Raw genomic sequence first — 18,925 nt, 5'->3', positions numbered from 1 at the left:
AAACAATGAAATCAGCAATTACTGTATTAAAAGAACAGATTCAATATTTTCATCTGATTAGAAGGCTGTCCCTATTCGAACTGAAAAGCAATAATAGCAACAACTACCTTGGGATGCTGTGGGAATTGATCAGTCCGGCGATTCAGGTTACGATTTACTGGTTTGTATTCAGCACATTGAGATCACGCGATCCTGTTGATGTCGGCGGGGAAACGGTGCCGTTTTTTCCATGGCTGATAGCTGCATTCTTTTTGTGGATTTTCTTCCACCAGTCAATCGTACAAGGGTCGAGGTCTATTTTTTCAAGGCTTCGGATACTGTCTAAAATGAATTTTCCGATGAGCGTGATACCGAACTTTGTCATATTTTCGAGATTTTATGTCCATTTAATGCTGCTAGGTATCACAATCGTTATTTTTCAACTCTTAGGGTATTACGTCAATATCTATTATTTACAGCTTTTCTATTTTATCTTTGCATCATTTTGTCTGTTTTACTCCATATCACTCATCACATCAACCTTATCCACAATGATACGGGATGTGCACATGTTTTTGACCTCAACACTGAGGATGATGTTGTATTTATCCGGTGTGCTGTGGCCGTTGACCTTGCTGAGTGATTTTGACATGTTGATGAAATTGATGCAATTGAACCCTGTCTATTATTTACTGCAAGGATACAGACACGCCTTGTTTGGAGTTGATTGGTACTTCATAACTCAGTGGGAGTACACGCTGTTCTTTTGGGCGGTTGTCGTTGTATTATTCTTAATCGGGGCAAAGATGCATGTCAAATTCAGACGACACTTTATTGATTATTTATAAAGGCATGTGATGGGAATGCAACAAGCAATCAATATGAAAGACATAACGAAAAGATATAAATTATATTACGGCATGAAAGACAGGATACTGGATCTTGTCACACCGAAAAGCTACGGTGATGATTTCTATGCATTGAATGGTGTTGATTTTCAGGCGGCAAAAGGTGATGTTGTCGGGTTTATCGGTATTAATGGTTCCGGTAAATCAACTCTCTCGAATATTATTGCGGGAATCGTGCCAGAGACGTCAGGGCATGTTGAAATAGACGGACAGACATCTCTTATTGCCGTTGCCTCAGGCCTGAAGAATGATCTGACAGGCCGGGATAACATTGAATTAAAGTGTCTCATGCTCGGGTTTGACAAAGATGAAATTAAAAAGCTCGAGCCAGACATCATTGAATTTGCCGAATTGGATAATTTTATTGACCAGCCGGTTAAATCGTACTCAAGCGGGATGAGGTCGAGACTTGGTTTTGCCATCTCTGTCAATATCGACCCGGAGATACTGGTTATAGACGAAGCACTTTCGGTGGGTGATAAAGCCTTTGCCGAAAAAAGCTTCAATAAAATGAACGAATTCAAGAATAAAGGCAAGACCATCATATTTGTGAGTCACTCGACCGCTCAGATGAAACAGTTCTGTGATAAAGTTCTCTGGCTCGAATATGGGACGGTCAAAGATTTTGGTGATGTAGGTGAAGTCATCCCAAAATATGAAGAATTTTTATCCATCTGGAAAAAGATGTCGAAGAAGGAACGGGGATTGTATAAAGATAAAGTTCTGGCGGGGGAGTCCACCGACGAAATTCTCGGGAATTATATCGAAGAGCAAAACGATGAAGCAGAATCCGATTATTCAGAGAATCCGACAAGTCTGTTATGCCACTTTAAAGGCGGCAAATCGTATATTTATAGCGATCCACTCCAGCGGATTGAAGAAATAGCGACGGACTATTATAAACATAGTGTTTACTATGTGAAAAAGCAGCTGTCCTACAACGATGAATTGTACAACTTGATAAGCAACGAGCCAAGTGCACAACAGGGTGTGATTGGCTGGGTAAAAGCATCAGATGTAGTTACCCGCAACCATGTAGCAATCGATAGCGACCCGAAAGAATTCCGTTTAAAAGGAACGGGAGCGGCCTTCGAGCGTCCATGGGGCGGGAAGAAAAACCAGATATATGCTGATTTGGAAGACTTTGAAGATGCTATTTTCAATGTGGATAAAACAGAAAAAGTCGGGGGAAATATATGGTACCATGGAATACTTGATGAAACTTATGTATGGATTCATCAGAACCATTTAAAAGATTGATTTATCGGTAACTAATATACTAAGAGAGGTTAGGAAGATGAGCAAAAATTTCTATCTAGTTTTACTGGTGACACTTACCATCAGTATGTTAATGCCGTCAGAAATTCAGGCAGCAGATAGCTTTGGTCCAGAGGAATGGAATCAATACCGGCTGAAAGGTAACAAGAACGCTGTGTTCAATAATGGCGCAGAACCACTTGAGAGTCAGACGTATCAGACAGCCGAGCAGATAAGAGCAACCCCGGTCATTGCCGGCGACAAAATGTTTGTGGGTAACCACAACTCTGGTGACTTGTTTGCCTTCAATGTTTTAACCGGTGAAAAACTTTGGCAGAATAAAGCACCGAATTGGGTTCACTCGGAAATGATTTACCATGATGGCCGGGTATTTGTTGGGTTTGGGAATCGCTTTTTCCAGGATAATGGAATCCGCGGTACCGGGGAAAGTGGTGTGATGGCACTTGATGCCGAATCAGGCGAGGAACTATGGACGTATAATACAGAAGGGGAGGTTATGCCGACTCCTGTATTCTATAAGGAATCTGTTTACATTGCCACCGGTGATAAACATCTTTATAAACTCGATCCCGAAACGGGCGAATTGCTTCATAAAGCTGAGATAGGATCAACTGTCAGCATGTCCGCTCCCAATGTAACGGAGGATACACTTTATGTCGGTGGAAGCGGGCCTCTTCCATATATGTTTTATGCGTATGATCTAAAGAATGATGAATTTAAATGGCAGACTGAATTTCCTGATGTGTTTGCAGGCTTGGATGATGTACCACCGGCGGTTGCCGACAACACAGTTGTTACAACCGCATTGACAGGAGACAGTGACAATCCCGAACATTGGCTGTACGCAATGGACACTGAATCCGGGGAAATACTTTGGAAAGAAAGCTTGGGAACTGGGGAGTTTGTGAAAAACAATAAATCCGGTGCGCCCATTATTTACAACGGTAAAATTTTTGTCGGAAGTCCAATAACGGAAACATTTTATGCATATGATTTGAAATCCGGTGAAAAGCTTTGGGAGTTTGAAAATAAAGTGATGAAGGCTCCGCCCGTAGCACAGGATGGTATTGTGTACTTTTCCAACACAGAAGGTATGGTGTATGCACTCGATGCTGAAACAGGTGACGTGGCAGGAAAAAAAGAGTTAAATGGTACACTGGCACCATCGGGTCCTATTATTGTCAATGATACACTATTCATCGGGAGTCAGGACTCTAACGTCTACGCTGTCCCTTTATCAGACTTTACAAAAGAACAACCGGGACAAAATACGGACACAGCATCGGAGAGTGACTCACAAGATAATAGTATGCTGTACATTGCAGGAATCTTAATCATCATAATCCTGTTGGCAGGATTCTTCATTTACATGCGAAAACGTGCATAGTGCAAAAAGAGTAATTTTTCAGTAGCCAAATAAATTGTTTAAAAAGCGCGTGATTAATAGTATAATGGCAGTGGTTGGTCTTCCAAAAGCCTGAAGGAGAACAGACATGAAAAAAAGACTGCTTAAAGGAAAAAAGAAGCTTTTTCTGTTTCTCTACAGACACTTTTTTATGAAACTGCCGCTAAAATCAAAAGTGATTGTTTTTGAAAGTTTTCGGGGTAAATATTACTCGGACAACCCAAAAAATATTTATGAGTATCTGAAAGCGAACCATTATGATTATACCTATGTCTGGATTGTTAAAAATCGTCGGGTTGAGATTCCGGGTAAACCTGAACGGGTCAAACGATTTTCCTTAAGATACTACTATTATTTAGCGAGGGCCAAATACCGGGTAATGAACTCAAGGCTTTCCCGAAATCTGCAAAAACCTAATGGGGTGGTGTATCTGCAGACATGGCATGGTACACCACTAAAAAAACTTGCCTTAGATATGGATGAGGTCCATATTCCCGGTATAACTGCCGAAGCTTATAAACGAAATTTCGTGAAGGAAACGAAAAAATGGGATTATCTGATATCCCCAAACTATTACTCGACAAAAATTTTTAGACGGGCATTTGATTTTCAAGGTAAAATTATTGAAAGTGGTTATCCGCGAAATGATATTCTTTATAATTGGAATGAAACAGATGTTGTAAGAATTAGGCAGAAACTGAAGATACCATCCGGTAAAAAGGTCATTTTATATGCCCCCACTTGGCGTGATAATGAATACTACGTTAAAGGTCAATATAAATTTGAACTGCAGCTTGATCTGGAACGAATGAAAACGAGACTTGGTGATGAATATGTGATTCTTCTCCGGATGCACTACTTCATTGCCAACCAATTTGACGTTGCACCCTATTCTGATTTTGCGTTCGATGTTTCTGATTATGATGACATTGCAGAGATTTATATCATATCCGATATACTGATCACTGATTATTCATCGGTTTTCTTTGACTTCGCTAATTTAAAAAGGCCAATGCTGTTTTTTATGTATGATTTGGAATCATACCGTGACAAGCTGAGGGGTTTTTATATTAATATTGAAAAAGAACTGCCGGGGCCGATACTGGAAAGCGAAGGAGAGGTCATTTCGGCTATTGAGAACATTGATCAATTCAGTACACAATACAAACCAAGGCTAGATGCGTTTTATACTAGATTCTGCAGCTTTGAAGATGGCTATGCGTCGGAAAGAGTCGTGAATGAAGTGTTTGGACAGTGATTTTTAAGAGGGGCCGGCCCATAAACTGGTATATATCCGAATAAAAGACAATAAACGTTATAAGGGTGACCATTAGTGAAAAAAACCATATATTTGCATGTCGGTTTTCATAAAACAGCGACCACTTTTCTGCAATGGAGTATTTTTCCGAAATTGAAAAAAGTGAAACTTATACGCAAAACACATGCGAAAAAATTACTAACAGAGGTACGGCTGCGAAAATTAAATGATGACGATGTTCATCGTATAAGGAATGAATTTGAAAAACAGAGCTCTGACAAGGTTCCAACGCTAATTTCTTATGAAGGCTGGACAGGAAGCCCCTTTTCCCAGAAAAATTCCAAAAGTGCTTATAAAGTTCTGGAAGACCTCAGAAGGATTTTTCCGGAAGAGCACTATGATGTGCATCTGATTATCGGCATCAGAAAACAGGTAGATCTAATGACCTCTCTCTATGTTGAATTTTTGCATCAGGGAGGGAATAAGAAAGAATCAGAATATATTGATGAACTGGAACGCAACAACAAATTCAGTCATTATTTGTACAATGATTATTTGAATGCTGTAGAGGAACTGTTTGGCGATAACTATTTCGTATTCATCTACGAAAACTTCAAAAAAGGTAAAGACAACTACCTCTTAGAGTTATTAAACTATATAGGTGTCAAAAAAGTGCCGAAATACACCAATCAGCAAGTCAATCGGAGTTATGGCGTCTTTCAGGCGAAAATGGCAAGAAAATTGAACACGTTATTCAAAACACAAAAAAATCCTGATGGAAAGATACCGGAAATCACCATCAAATTGAAGCGGAATTTCAGTAAGAAAATCGCCAGTAAATTACTTGATAAGAAGAAAAAAACAATTACGCTTTCACCAAGAACGCTTCTGCAAAATAAATTAAGCTTTAAATTGCATTACAAGCGGTATCATCTGTCAGACGATCTTCAGGAAAGAATTAATGAATACTTTAAGGAAGATAACAAGAAACTGGCACAGCGGGAAGGTATAGAACTTCCAGGCTATTATTACGAGAATTGAGTGACAGATCTTGCCGGCGGTCCCGATATCTTACGACTGCCGGCCTGCATCTCCTGATTTTATCCCCTGCATCTATAACATACCTAATAAATACCTTTTATTCGAGGGTGAAGTTTCTTGAAAAAAACGATTTATCTGCACATCGGCTTTCATAAAACAGCAACAACTTTTTTGCAATGGAAAGTATTCCCACAGTTGAAAGAAGTTGACTTGATTAGAAAAACACATGCCAAATCATTATTTAAGGAAATCAGGCTGCGGAAATTAAAGGATATAGATATATTAAGATTACGGAATACTTTTGAAGACATTAGATCTGAAAAGGTTCCTGCACTCATTTCCTATGAGGGATTTACAGGCAGCCCTTTTTCACAAAAGAATTCCAAGAGTGCTTACAGCATTCTGAAAGATCTCAGGCGAATTTTTCCGAAAGATCTGTATGATGTCCGCCTTATCATTGGCATCAGAAAGCAAGTCGATATCATGACGTCACTTTATATCGAATTTCTTCATCAGGGCGGCGCGAAAAGTGAAGCAGAATACTTCGAGGAACTTCGAAAAAATAACAAGCTCCGGCATTATTTATACAATGATTACTTAGACGCCGTGGAACAGCTTTTTGGTGATAATTATTTTGTCTTCATCTATGAGAATTTTAAAAAAGAACAAGAAAACTACTTGTTAAGACTATTAAATTACATTGGTGTGGAAACTATCCCGGAATACAGCAATGTTAGATTGAACCGGAGTTTTGGAATGCTTCAGGCAAAGTTGGCACGGAGACTTAACAAACTGTTCAAATCGCAGAAGAATCCAAACGGCAAAATCCCTCAAGCTCAGATAAAATTAAAACGAAAGTACAGTAAAAAGGCTGTAGAAAAGTTTATGGGCAAGCCAAAAAAGGCAATTACAATTTCACCTAGAACTCTCCTCAAAAATAATCTCAGCCTCAAACTGCATTATAAACGCTATACCTTGTCCAAGGAATTACAGGATGAGATTAACCATTTTTATAAAGAGGACAATTTAAAGCTGGCACAAAGAGTCAATATAGACTTGCCGGATTATTATCACCAAGTGTAGAAAGCATAAGCGAAGCGCCCTGTTTTTGCAGGGCGTCATTTTGTGAAGATCCCCGGTTCATTCGAAAACACCCCGTCAACCCCAAAACCGATCAGCTCCTCATACCGATCAAAGTCACTGACGGTGAACGGATAAATCTCGTAACCATGGCGTTTGCTTTCTTGAACAAACGTTTGATCAACATACACTTGATTGGGATGAAGGCTTCTTATGTTCAGCCCGCTGTTGGCTGCGTAATCCCATGGACGCAGCATCCGGTAATAAAAAAGCATGCCGAGATCGATATCAGGGTTCATGTCCTGAACTTTTTTTAAAGCAACATGATCAAATGATGAAATGATCAGATTTTCAGTTCGTTGATAGGCAGTCAGTGTATCGAGCAAAATATGTTCAATGCCTTCATATATAACGGGGATGTTCTTCACTTCAATATTTAAAAAAAGGCTTTCCGGACAAATGTCCAGCACTTCTTCCAGTGTCGGCAGGCTAGTCCCGGCAAATTCTTCTCCAAATGCTGAACCGACATCTATTTCTCTGATTTCCTCCAGTGTATAATCCTTAATCAGTCCTGTGACATTTTTATTGAACCTGGTGAATTTATGGTCATGAGAGACGACTAAATGGTTGTCTTTTGTCAGCTGCACGTCCAATTCAATCGCTGCTGCTCCGTGGTCGATTGCTTTTTGGAATGCGGGCAGTGTATTTTCAGGTGCTTCCGTCAGCGAGCCGCGGTGTGCAAAGTTTAATGGCATATCGGTCACTCCAAATCTATATGTGTGTTATGGTTTCGCATTTGGTTAACATCTTCAGTATATTCTTCCATACGATAGGTTTCAAAAAATATAATTACCATCGGGCATGCATTATTTACGAATCAAAAGGGAAAATTACAAGCAATATAATATGGAAATGTTCAAGACTTAGCAGAAAAATTTCCAGTAGCGGCTTTCAACAAAAAAGTTTATAATGTATAGTTGAGTTGCCTATGTAAATTGAATGTAAATGATTTCGAAACAATTTTACAATATATTCGTCTAATTAATGAGATGTTTAACTAAAAATGAGGTGGGCTGAGTGGTAAACATATTTTTACTGGCCTTGTTAACCATGCTGGTGTCCTTAATCATAACACCACTGTTTATCAAATTTTCAAAACGCATAAATGCAAAAGATAAGCCGAACCATCGGAAAGTGCATACAGATCCAGTTCCGACGCTTGGCGGGCTGGCGATTTTTGCGAGTTTTTTAATCGGGCTGCTGATTCTTCAGCCGGCAGGCGAATATCATTTGGCCATCATAATCGGAGCTTTTGTCCTGATCGGGCTTGGCTTTATTGATGATGTCTTTGATTTATCGGCAAAAACCAAATTTTTAACGCAGCTTGCGGTTGCTGTGTTTATCGTCTTCTGGGGCGGACTGCAGGTTGAATTCATTAATTTGCCGTTCGGCGGTGAAATCGAATTTGGCTTCTTCAGTTCGATTGTAACCATTTTATGGATCGTTGGTGTGACCAACGCGATTAATCTGACTGACGGTCTTGATGGGTTAGCTGCGGGTGTGTCCGCTATCGCATTGCTGACACTTGCAGCAATGGCGGTCATCATGGGGAATGTATATGTTGCGACGATGGCATTTATACTTTTCTTCAGCACGGCCGGTTTTTTGCGCTACAATTTTTTCCCGGCGAAAATATTTATGGGTGACACAGGTGCGCTTTTTTTAGGGTATATGATTTCGGTGCTGGCCTTGCTTGGGTTTAAGAATGTCACCGTCATTTCGTTTATCATCCCGATTTTTATTTTGGGCGTGCCAATCTCTGATACGCTGATAGCGATGGTGCGGCGCTACATTAATAAAATGCCGTTATCCAGTCCGGACAGTGCGCATTTGCATCACAGACTGATAAAGGCTGGATTCACGCATAAACAGACAGTATTGCTTATTTATGCGCTCGGTATGATGTTCAGTACGGCAGCCATATTATTCTCCATGTCAACGGTGTGGGGAGCCATTTTAATCGTTTCAATAGCGTTATTAACGATGCAGGTACTAATTGAAAACCTTGAAATGATCAACAGCGAATATAAGCCGCTGACAAACTTTGTAAAAGGTCTCTGGCAGCGCCCTTAATGGGACAAGCGCTCAAAAGCTCTAACTGGAGCAGGCGTTTTGGATGGAAAGGTTGCAAAACATGAATGAAACGGTAACGATCATGGATATCGAATTTTTGAATACAACGAAAAGAGAATTGCTGCAGGATTATTTGTATCCGAGCCTGATGGCTGAACAGAAATGCTTTCTCGTCACCGCTAATCCGGAAATTGTCATGCAGACGAGGGAAAATCCTGACTACAAACGAAGTGTCCAGTCAGCGGACTATGTGATTCCTGATGGTGTCGGTATATTAATGGCGGCCAAATCTATGAAACTGCCATTGCAGGAACGGATACCCGGATATGATTTAATGATAGATTTGCTGAAGTATGCCAATGACCATAAACTAAGCTGCTATTTCCTGGGGGCGAAGGAAGCGGTTAATGCGCAGGCTGTCGCAGCAGTGGAAAAGCAATTTCCTGACCTGCAGATAGCCGGGCGGCACCACGGTTATTTTGACATCAAGGATACGGACATAGCTGACGAAATTGATCGCTCTGGTGCTGATCTGGTCTTCGTTGCACTGGGTTTGCCACGACAGGAATTATGGATTTCGCAGCATATCGATCGATTTTCCAAAGGGCTATTGATGGGCGTGGGCGGCAGTTTTGACGGATTGGCCGGTACTGTGCCTCGTGCTCCGCAATTTTGGATCAATCTGAACTTGGAATGGCTTTACCGGCTATTAAAGCAGCCCTCGCGTTTTAAGCGAATTCTGAAGGTATTTGAATTTATCATACGGATTAAACTTAAAAAAGGCTAATGCAAGAAAAGTGGAAGTAAAATGATGATTAGCATACCGAATCACGTCAGATTAGTATGCTGATTTTTTATTGTATCATTACGAAAATTCCCAATATAGATAATGTAAATTCTTACCCACCCTTTCGGGCATTGGACAAAAACGCCCAAATTGGTTTGTTCAGTGGCATGGTCCTCGATACTGACGACGGAGTATGTGGGGCATTCTATGAAGTGGGATTAATCCAAATATTGATAATATTTAACCAATAATGTTACTATAATGATAAAAACTTTTAGGTACATTTGAAAGAGACTTTTGCAACCGTGAACTTATTCAGTTGTGATTTTAATATTGTTAATTGACATCAATCAGTCTCCAAATATCTCACCATATCATGTAAAGGATTCAAGATACTTATCAATCCCACTTATCAATTTTTTTTAGTGGTATTAGCATCCTTCTTTAGATTTTTTTATAACCTTTCTTCGAGAAGCTCACCTTAGCAAACAACCTGTATGTAAGACCATGAATCTTAATATACTCTTATGTCGGTGTCCGGCAATTTATTTAGTAGATAAATCAGACACCTCGAGATTTTACGGGTCTTTGTTCTCAGCTCTTCATAAAAAATTCATGAAGAGAATGATTTTATTAGCGGATAATAATAACATTGGAGAGTAAACTTTTATGTAAATGACGAGGGGGGTATGAAGCTTGACTTTTTCAACAGTGGAAAATAATCTTAACGATCAATTTTTTACAACATTAGAATATGGAACATTAAAAATAAAATCAGGGTATTGTGATTTCAGTGGTAAAAGAAATCTTTCAAAGAAAAAGGCGAATAAAAAGCATCATATTTACCGACATGATACACAAAAGATATTTAGAGATGTAAGGTTTGAACCGCTGGAATTAATCAATGTAATACAAGATGGAAGAATGCAGATAATCGTGTATGCTGATTCGAATCAAAAAGTGTCGTTCATAAGAAGTAAGCGGCACAAAAACCTGTCTCCGCAGCAAATTATCAATAAACTAGAGATGACGCCAATGTATCGCACCACGTTTTTAATGCTGTTTTCTTCTGTACTGATTCTGGGTGTGCTGCGCTTTAGGAATTATTATTTTGAGAATATAAGTTTGTCATTGGGATACCGAAAGACAAATAATTATAAAGTGCATTTTCTGCTTCCAGAAAATATACGAAAAAAATTTTCCTCTAATACAGGGAAGTTATCCCTTTTGGTACATGCTTGCTGGATTCGTATTCCACTTAAAGATATTTATCATCTATATGTTAATACCAGTGAAATTAATGTACCGGTTTATGTAAGAACGTTGGACCAGGATGAAAGCTATTATTACAATTTTAAAAGAAGCACTTCAGACGGATATAACAAAAATCACTTTATATTTAATACACGTTCCGCTCGTCTCACCGGGTCAGATGTAGAAATATATGTAAGAAAGTCAATAACAGGTCAATATGTTTTTGTCGTTTCATCCGTAATGAGTCGTTGGACCCCATTCAAAGAAAAAATAGCCTATGCTTTGTCGTTATTTAGCCGTAAGAAGGAAAAATATGATATATATTTCGAGAAGTTCGCTAAAGGAGCTGCTGAGTCCGGCTTTGAGTTATTCAAACATGCTGTTGAAAAGAATAAATACAGTATTTACATATTGGATCAAAATAATCCGGAGTATAACATACTAAAGCGGAGTTACCCGAAAAACTTAATGGCCAAGAACAGTATTAAGGCATTTTATTTTATATTTTTGGCGAGAAGTTTTATATCTTCCGATCTTGTGACGCACGTCCAAAGACGGCTGTACGACAATGATTCTTTAATAAAGAGAAAAATTTTAAATAATCATTTCAAGGTATTTTTGCAGCATGGGGTTGCATTAGCTACAGACCTTTTTGAAAGGGGCTATTTTAACAGAAAAGTTCCTATTGCCCCGGATTACATTGTGGTAAATTCTGAATACGAACATGACCTATTCGAAAGCAGGTCCAGTTATGAAACGGAGGATCTCTTGATTACAGGACTTCCAAATATGGACCTTTATGTCGATTCCCACAAGCAGCCTAAGGAGGAAATCACTTTTCTACTGACATGGCGTCCATGGGATTTAACGGGTAATATGGATCAAGGGAGTTACATTGGGCGTTATCGTCAGTTTTTTGATTTGATTCGGAACGATTCATTCTATGATGGTAAAAAGGTAAATGTTGTGCTGCATCCTAAAGCAAAAGTAACTCTTAAAGAACAATTTCCAGATGTTTATAATGCCAACAGATCTTATTTATATGAAGGGGATATTAAGGATATATTGTTGAAAACAAAAGTACTTATTTCAGATTATTCCTCCGTTTCATATTTGGCATTTGCTGGAGGTTCAAATATAGTTTTCTATTGGGAAGACAAAGAAGAATGTGAAACACAGTATGGTTCACCTAACATTTTGCAGGAGGAAATTGCATTTGGCGACATTGTCTATGATTTCAATCAATTAAATGATACAATCCAATCGAATTTTAATAGAAATCAGTTGAAAAGCCATGTTGATCAGTATGCCCAGCTTGTCGAATGCACAAATGGAAATAATACTCTGAATACATATGAACAAGTCAATAGGATTATATCTGATTACCAATATTGAGTGTTTCTGTTTTTAAGGGAGAATTAATTGAAGAAACTGTAAGTAATTTCAATTCATTCATAATTGAGAGGTGTATGTGTTGCCGGGAAATAATATCAAAGAGGTTGTTATACACGTAGGATTAGAAAAAACAGGAACATCGAGCATACAAAACTCATTGTATAATGAAGATAATAACAAATTGCTGTTAAATAAAGGAATTTTATACCCTAGATGTTGGAAGCCCAATCACGGACGTGTTTTATGCAGCGCATTTTCAAGTCATCCGGAGAGACTTGCACCGAACAGATTTCCAAAAGTGCTTTCTAAAGAGGAGATTCAAACGAAGGACAATCAAAGTCTCAAGAAATTTGAATCAACGATTAACAACAGTACGGCTAAACGGTTGATTTTATCAGGTGAAGTAATTCCAAATCTCTCCAAAAAAAATCTTGAAAAAATGAAGGATTACTTAATTAGTATCGGACTGGATCAGGCAGAGTTTAAAATTATGCTTTATACAAGAAATCCCGTAACATGGACGATCAGCACAATACAACAAAGCTTTAAAAGCGGGGTTCGGTATGACGCATCATTGAATAAACGAAAGAATCAGATTATACCAACTCTGTTTCAAGATAAAATCAGCAAGTTTATGGAAGTGTTTGGTGAGGAGTCGGTTTGTGTTTATCCATTTGAAAAAGCCCGAGAGCATGGAATGGGAATAATGGGGCACTTTTTGAAAGAGTTGAATGTCGATAAAAAAGTCATCAAGACCTTAAAGCAGATTCGTACAAATGATAGTGTTTCGATGTTTACTGGGGATTTTTTGGAATATATCAATGGTAGAATCCCACTAATGATAAATGGTAAACATAATAGTAAAAGACATAGGAGCGACGACAAACCTCTGTTAAGAATCAGAGGAGACAAATTTGATATACCACTAACAGAAAAAAAAGAAATAGCATCTGCTGCAGAACAAGACATGACATGGCTAAAAGTAAATTTTGGTATTGATTATTCAAAGGAAAAAATGACGGAAACAGATAAATATAAAAAAATTGATACAACATTTGAAGATATAGAAAAAATCTATCCAATTTTAACGAAGACAATACGTGACATTTTGTTGGAATTTATGGAGCAAATTTTGCTGCCAAAGCTTTCATCGTTCCATAAGGATCAATGTTTGGAATTAATTACCCGATTAAAAAAGCTGGAAGAGGATTTAGTACAAATTAACCGCCAGGAGGAAAAATTACAGAATCAGCTGAATATAAATAATACTGACAAAGGATTGATGTACAGAGAACTCGCGTTATTGATGGAAGTATATGATCAATATAAAGCTGCGGAGTTACTTATGGAAAAAGCAAGCCTGTACCGGCCCAACGTGAAATTTATTGAAAATAAAATTAGGGAATATAAACAGAAATCATGACCGCGCAATGAATACCCGTAGTCCGCGCAAGTCTCAGTACCGTCAGAGAAAGGCCGTAACATAATGAATTGGTTGGAAAAGAATGCAAGTATAGTTACGACCGCATCTTTTTCTATGTAAAAAGGGTGGTCATTTAGAAAAAGCTGCTGACATAAGGGTCAGCAGCTTAATCATTAATATGAACCTGTATTTTCCCCAGCGGCAGCCGGAGACTCATCTTCTTCAGTTGCAGTTGCTGTGTTTCCGAGCTCCAAATGTTCTTTCAGCATTTGTTGTGTTTCTGCAAGTGCTGTCTGATCGATTTGCCAGTAATAGGCATTACCCGGCTGATAATCCGTTCCTTCCAGGGTATACGTTTCAAAGCTGAGTTTGTCACGTGCCCTTCCATATGAAATGAAGCTTTTCATTTCACCAAAGGTCATGTTAGTGGTCATATTAGACCCTACAGCCTCAATGATATCGTCATATTTTAAGATGGAATTCAGGGACATCGCCTTGTTGGCAACAGCTTTTATAATTTCCTGCTGGCGTTTCCCGCGCTCAATATCATTATCAAGTTTCCTGGTGCGGGCAAGTGCCAAGGCTTCCTCGCCGTTCAGCTTCTGCTCGCCGGGCATGAGGTGGATAGCCCTTTCCTTGTCTTTTGAGTTCTGCTCATACAATTCGTACGGGACGTCAGCCTTAATTCCATTGACAGCATCAACGACCTCGATAAATGCTTCGAAGTTGAGTTTCACATAATAATCGACCGGAATATCCAGTAAATTTTCCACAGTACCAATAGTAGCGTCCATACCGCCATAAGCATGGGCGTGATTTATTTTCTCTTCACGGCCGATTTCCGGGATATAAACCAATGAGTCGCGCGGTATGCTCAGCATTTTGACACTTTTATCTTCTTTATTCAACGTGGCAAGCATCAATGTATCCGTACGCGCGTTGTCAGAATTGTTGCGGACATCACTGGCATCGACACCGGTAATCAGGATGGAAACATTATCCTCGGTCGGATCCACCTTTGTATCGCGAAGTTCGGATTTCTCCCTGCCGTCATCCTGGTATGAATCGGATAACACGGAGTCAGCCTTGACATATAAGTAGGTTGCATATGATAAACCGACGAATATGACAAATAATGGAATTAATATAAAAAAGGCTCTTTTCCTTAATTTACGTTTTTTCTTTCGTCGAATTGTTCTTCTTGATTCATCAGTCATAAAAATATTCCCCTCTGATTAAACATTTTTAAATATATGTTCACAGTATTGATAGTATCATTCAAAAGTCACTGAAAAATTTACATTCAGTTAATAATAGACCAATCTTAATTTTACTATGGATTGGCGCCTAAGTAAATTAGATTTTTATTACAATCCAATTAGAAATGCATTTCAACCCCGCTGTATATGAGACGAATGAAGACATGCAAATGTTTCAGATATGTGGGATTTTTTATGAAGTTGGTGTTATGAGTGTTGTTCGTGAGGGTTACTAAAGTCCTGTTTTACAACGAGCCATTATTGCCAATAATAGGGATAAAAGCAATAGCGCTACGAACGAAGGGAACCAAATGCTGCAACTGACCATTATCATTCCGCACTATAATTCAACAGCTTCCTTAAGCAGGCTGCTCGGGACGATTCCCTGTTTGGGGGACGTGCAGATTATTGTGATCGACGACCACAGTGATGAAAGCCACCAACAGGAACTGAATCGAATCCGTAAGCGTAACGCGCATAGGAATATGACGATGTTTCGCAATGATCCTGATAAAAAAGGTGCGGGTGCCTGCAGAAACATCGGATTGCAACATGCTGAAGGCAAATGGATTTTATTTGCCGATGCGGATGACTATTTTATGGAAGGTTTTTATGATGTCATTCAAACTAATTTTCGATCTCCTGCAGATATTATCTTTTTTAAACCGACCAGTATTGAAGCAGACACCGGGAACATTTCAGACCGGCATCTGTCATTTGTGAATCTGATTGAGGATGCAGCACGTGCACCTTATTCAAAAGAAGCGGAACTTTCATTGCGATATAAATTCATCGTCCCCTGGTCAAAATTGGTGAGAACGTCCTTTATAAAAGAGCATGATATTAGCTTTGATGAGGTTATTTCCGCTAACGATGTGATGTTTTCGACTAAGGCGGGTTATTATTTGGATGCGTTTGATTTGTCGGATGAGGTGATTTATTGTGCGACAACAAACAAAGGCAGCCTGACAAAGACCATCAACAATGATGTGTTTGACACAAGGTTAAACGTGTTTATCAATCAGTACCGGTTTTTACAAGAACACTTGCCAGAAACAGATTTTAAGAAACTGGGGTTAAGCGGCAGACCATTATTGATTAAGGCTGCAGATCTTGGATTGAAAAAAGCCATCACGGTTTTCTTCAAACTGAAACGGCATAAGGTGCTTATGATTGAACCGAAGCTTTTTAATCCGCTCTGGTTTTTCAGAAAGGCCTTGTTTGTCTATCAAAAACAGAAGCGTGAACGGGATTATCACCGTAAAGGATAAAAGTGATTTAACATGAAACGACAAGTTTTAACGTTATTAAAAAGGCCGTTTGTGCGCAATGTGGTCATCATGGCCTCCGGTACTGCTGCAGCTCAAGCTATCTCGCTGGCATTAACGCCCATTATCACACGTCTGTACGGCCCTGAAGCATATGGCCTGATGGGTGTATTCATGGCGATTATCCAAACTGTTGCGCCTGTTGCGGCATTAACGTATCCGATAGCTGTTGTACTACCGAAGCGGGATAAGGATGCTAAAGGGTTAATGCGGCTTTCGGTGTATATATCAATTGGCATCGCAGCTGTTGCCGCCATTATAATCATTTTGTTCGACAAGCCAATCGTAGAATTATTCCAGCTTGGTGATATCGCGCCGTTCTTGTTGTTGATTCCGCTCGTGATCTTATTTTCTGCTTTCATGCAAACGGCTGAGCAGTGGCTTGTCCGCACGAAGCAATTCGGCATCACCGCCAAAGCAGCATTCCTGCAGGCGCTTATCATACAAGGGAGTAAAGCCGGCATTGGGTTCATCCACCCGGCGGCGGCTGTATTGATTGTTTTGACTGCTTTGGGAAATGGTGTGAAAGCCCTCCTGATGGTGCTGCTCAGAAAAAAATCTCCAGGTGACACGAATGAAGGAGCGATATCGTATCGGGAACTTGGCAAACGTTACAGAGATTTTCCGGTGTATCGCGCGCCGCAAGTATTGATCAATGGTATATCACATAACATACCTGTGTTATTGTTATCCGGTTTTTTCGGTCCTGCGTCGGCGGGATTTTATAGTATCGGAAGGACTGTTTTAGGTCTTCCCATTCAATTAATCGGAAAATCGGTTGGCGATGTATTTTATCCAAGGATTACGGAAGCCCGGGATGAGGGTGAAAATCTTACCCATTTGATTGGTAAGGCGACGCTGGCGCTAACGGCAATTGGCATTATCCCTTTTGGCACGATTGTGCTGTTCGGGCCCTGGCTTTTCAGCTTTGTGTTTGGTGCTGACTGGGCGACAGCGGGCGAATATGCACGCTGGATGTCGCTCTGGATCTTTTTCATATTTGTTAATCAGCCCAGCATCAAAGCGTTACCGGTTTTGGCAGCACAGGCATTTTTTCTGAAGTATTCTATTGTGACCATCGTGATCCGGACAGGCGCATTGCTGGGAGGCTATTATATATTTACCGATGATGTGGCTGCAGTGGCTTCCTTCAGCATTGCAGCCGCGCTTCTGAGTTTGGGGCTGATATTAATGACACTGCATATCAGCAAAACGTTTGCTAAATAAGCAAGCCAGGAAAAGAGGTTTCACGATTTGTCACAAATTAAAGGTCTGCTCAAAAACAATACGATTATCATGAATGTCTATCATAAGGTGTTCGCAAAGTTTATCGCACTGTTTACAAGAGTGTCGCCCTATTTGGCAACAAAATATTTGTACAAAAAATATACCGGAAAACGGCTTGATTTAAAAAACCCCAAGGATTTTAATGAGAAAATCCAATGGTTGAAATTATACTGGCAGCATCCGCTTGTGGCCAAATGTGGCGACAAGTATGAACTGCGGAACTATGCCAAAGAAAAGGGCTGTTCCGGTGCGTTAAACGCGTCATATGGTGTTTATGAAGATGGCTCAGATATTGACTGGGGTGCTCTGCCGCAAAAATTTGTCCTTAAAGTAACGAGCGGATGTGGTTTTAATATGATTTGCCATGATAAAAACACATTCGATCAAGAGGCTGCTGCGGCAAAACTGAATCGCTGGCTGCAAGTTGACTATGGCTTGGACCGGGCAGAGCTGCACTATTCCAGAATGACACCAAGAATTTTATGCGAAAGATTCATTGAGACACATGACGGTAAGCTGCCGGTTGATTATAAAATTTTCTGTTTTAACGGTTCGCCTGAATTGGTATTGGTGGCGCTTGACCGGGCAGCTGAAGTAAAGCGGTTTTTCTTTGACCTGGAATGGAACAGCATTCATTTCGAAAAAGATCAGACGCTAAAAGATGCAGAGCATATTCAAGAGCCGCGCTCGTTTAACAAGATGGTGCACTATGCCAAACAATTAGCGGGCCCTTTTCCGTTCGTGCGTGTTGATTTCTATGATTACAACGGTCAGGCGATATTAGGTGAAATGACCTTTACACCCGACCGCGGCATGGCATCACACTATAACGAAAACATGCTTGCGACATTAGGCGATATGATAAAACTGCCCCAGCGACTTTAAGATGTTGATTTTCGGCCGCCGCCGAAAATCCTCGACTTACCAAAACTCTTCTTTCTTCTATAATCGAATCCCACCCGGAAAAAGGGGCACGGAATTTCAAAAAAGACATTTTTGTTTTTCGTGCCCCTTTTTTGCGTTTTATTTCGATTATAGGGGTGAAAGGAGGTGAGCAACATGGCCGAACAGCAAATGGTCAACTCACGGCTGCGCCTTATCCTGGACGAT

The 18,925-nt window shown here is 39.8% G+C and carries 16 protein-coding genes; 13 read left to right on the top strand and 3 right to left on the bottom strand.

Annotation, left to right across the window (positions count from 1 at the left end):
- The first annotated feature begins 5 nt into the window (after positions 1–5).
- The 6 genes from VK097_RS10085 (at position 6) to VK097_RS10060 (ending at position 6,952) form a co-directional block, all read left to right on the top strand.
- A complete protein-coding gene (locus VK097_RS10085) occupies positions 6–827 on the top strand; it encodes an ABC transporter permease (RefSeq protein WP_324211680.1) in 822 nt (273 codons plus the stop codon).
- 15 nt (positions 828–842) lie between these two features.
- A complete protein-coding gene (gene tagH, locus VK097_RS10080) occupies positions 843–2,147 on the top strand; it encodes a teichoic acids export ABC transporter ATP-binding subunit TagH (RefSeq protein ID WP_324211679.1) in 1,305 nt (434 codons plus the stop codon).
- 37 nt (positions 2,148–2,184) lie between these two features.
- Complete coding sequence (locus VK097_RS10075; protein ID WP_324211678.1) at positions 2,185–3,552, top strand: PQQ-binding-like beta-propeller repeat protein; 1,368 nt, start codon at positions 2,185–2,187, stop codon at positions 3,550–3,552.
- Between the two features lie 106 nt (positions 3,553–3,658).
- Positions 3,659–4,828 (top strand): CDP-glycerol glycerophosphotransferase family protein, encoded by a 1,170-nt coding sequence (locus VK097_RS10070; RefSeq protein WP_324211677.1) that lies wholly within the window; start codon positions 3,659–3,661, stop codon positions 4,826–4,828.
- Positions 4,829–4,903: 75 nt separating this feature from the next.
- Positions 4,904–5,869 (top strand): hypothetical protein, encoded by a 966-nt coding sequence (locus VK097_RS10065; protein ID WP_324211676.1) that lies wholly within the window; start codon positions 4,904–4,906, stop codon positions 5,867–5,869.
- Between the two features lie 117 nt (positions 5,870–5,986).
- Positions 5,987–6,952: a hypothetical protein gene (locus tag VK097_RS10060; protein ID WP_324211675.1), complete on the top strand. Its 966-nt coding sequence runs from the start codon at positions 5,987–5,989 to the stop codon at positions 6,950–6,952.
- Positions 6,953–6,987: 35 nt separating this feature from the next.
- Here VK097_RS10060 and VK097_RS10055 read toward each other — a convergent pair whose 3' ends face one another.
- The gene (locus VK097_RS10055) at positions 6,988–7,704 is read right to left on the bottom strand and encodes a glycerophosphodiester phosphodiesterase (protein WP_324211674.1); all 717 of its coding nucleotides are present in this window, start codon (positions 7,702–7,704) and stop codon (positions 6,988–6,990) included.
- A gap of 355 nt (positions 7,705–8,059) precedes the next feature.
- Between VK097_RS10055 and VK097_RS10050 the strand changes: the two genes are divergently transcribed.
- From VK097_RS10050 to VK097_RS10035, 4 genes are all read left to right on the top strand, one after another.
- A complete protein-coding gene (locus VK097_RS10050) occupies positions 8,060–9,082 on the top strand; it encodes a glycosyltransferase family 4 protein (RefSeq protein ID WP_324211696.1) in 1,023 nt (340 codons plus the stop codon).
- Between the two features lie 43 nt (positions 9,083–9,125).
- Entirely contained in the window at positions 9,126–9,869 is a 744-nt protein-coding gene (locus VK097_RS10045) for a WecB/TagA/CpsF family glycosyltransferase (protein WP_324211673.1), read from the top strand.
- A gap of 696 nt (positions 9,870–10,565) precedes the next feature.
- Positions 10,566–12,518 (top strand): CDP-glycerol glycerophosphotransferase family protein, encoded by a 1,953-nt coding sequence (locus VK097_RS10040; protein WP_324211672.1) that lies wholly within the window; start codon positions 10,566–10,568, stop codon positions 12,516–12,518.
- Between the two features lie 79 nt (positions 12,519–12,597).
- Positions 12,598–13,941, top strand: a complete 1,344-nt coding sequence (locus VK097_RS10035; protein WP_324211671.1) for a hypothetical protein — start codon at positions 12,598–12,600, stop codon at positions 13,939–13,941.
- 173 nt (positions 13,942–14,114) lie between these two features.
- Here VK097_RS10035 and VK097_RS10030 read toward each other — a convergent pair whose 3' ends face one another.
- Complete coding sequence (locus VK097_RS10030; RefSeq protein ID WP_324211670.1) at positions 14,115–15,158, bottom strand: LCP family protein; 1,044 nt, start codon at positions 15,156–15,158, stop codon at positions 14,115–14,117.
- 353 nt (positions 15,159–15,511) lie between these two features.
- Here VK097_RS10030 and VK097_RS10025 point away from each other — a divergent pair, with 353 nt between their 5' ends.
- From VK097_RS10025 to VK097_RS10015, 3 genes are read left to right on the top strand one after another with little or no spacing between them, the layout of a single operon-like run.
- On the top strand, positions 15,512–16,471 hold the full coding sequence (locus VK097_RS10025) for a glycosyltransferase family 2 protein (RefSeq protein ID WP_324211669.1): 960 nt from the start codon (positions 15,512–15,514) through the stop codon (positions 16,469–16,471).
- 12 nt (positions 16,472–16,483) lie between these two features.
- On the top strand, positions 16,484–17,755 hold the full coding sequence (locus tag VK097_RS10020; protein ID WP_324211668.1) for a lipopolysaccharide biosynthesis protein: 1,272 nt from the start codon (positions 16,484–16,486) through the stop codon (positions 17,753–17,755).
- Between the two features lie 27 nt (positions 17,756–17,782).
- The gene (locus VK097_RS10015; protein ID WP_324211667.1) at positions 17,783–18,700 is read left to right on the top strand and encodes an ATP-grasp fold amidoligase family protein; all 918 of its coding nucleotides are present in this window, start codon (positions 17,783–17,785) and stop codon (positions 18,698–18,700) included.
- Here the strand turns inward: VK097_RS10015 and VK097_RS10010 are convergent.
- The coding region (locus VK097_RS10010) for a hypothetical protein (RefSeq protein ID WP_324211666.1) at positions 18,697–18,925 on the bottom strand (229 nt) is incomplete at its 5' end. The genes VK097_RS10015 and VK097_RS10010 overlap by 4 nt on opposite strands.

Source organism: Lentibacillus sp. (assembly GCF_035301675.1).
GTDB lineage: Bacteria > Bacillota > Bacilli > Bacillales > Amphibacillaceae > Lentibacillus.
Note: the sequence above shows the minus strand (reverse complement) of the source record. Positions and strands in the feature narration are given on the sequence as shown.

Bases quoted from the DNA above. Each gene is read 5' to 3' on its own strand.
- VK097_RS10070 (WP_324211677.1), top strand. From the start codon at position 3,659: ATGAAAAAAAGACTGCTTAAAGGAAAAAAGAAGCTTTTTCTGTTTCTC.
- VK097_RS10020 (WP_324211668.1), top strand. From the start codon at position 16,484: ATGAAACGACAAGTTTTAACGTTATTAAAAAGGCCGTTTGTGCGCAAT.
- VK097_RS10050 (WP_324211696.1), top strand. From the start codon at position 8,060: ATGCTGGTGTCCTTAATCATAACACCACTGTTTATCAAATTTTCAAAA.
- VK097_RS10085 (WP_324211680.1), top strand. From the start codon at position 6: ATGAAATCAGCAATTACTGTATTAAAAGAACAGATTCAATATTTTCAT.
- VK097_RS10045 (WP_324211673.1), top strand. From the start codon at position 9,126: ATGGAAAGGTTGCAAAACATGAATGAAACGGTAACGATCATGGATATC.
- VK097_RS10025 (WP_324211669.1), top strand. From the start codon at position 15,512: ATGCTGCAACTGACCATTATCATTCCGCACTATAATTCAACAGCTTCC.
- VK097_RS10030 (WP_324211670.1), bottom strand. From the start codon at position 15,158: ATGACTGATGAATCAAGAAGAACAATTCGACGAAAGAAAAAACGTAAA.
- tagH (WP_324211679.1), top strand. From the start codon at position 843: ATGCAACAAGCAATCAATATGAAAGACATAACGAAAAGATATAAATTA.
- VK097_RS10055 (WP_324211674.1), bottom strand. From the start codon at position 7,704: ATGCCATTAAACTTTGCACACCGCGGCTCGCTGACGGAAGCACCTGAA.
- VK097_RS10075 (WP_324211678.1), top strand. From the start codon at position 2,185: ATGAGCAAAAATTTCTATCTAGTTTTACTGGTGACACTTACCATCAGT.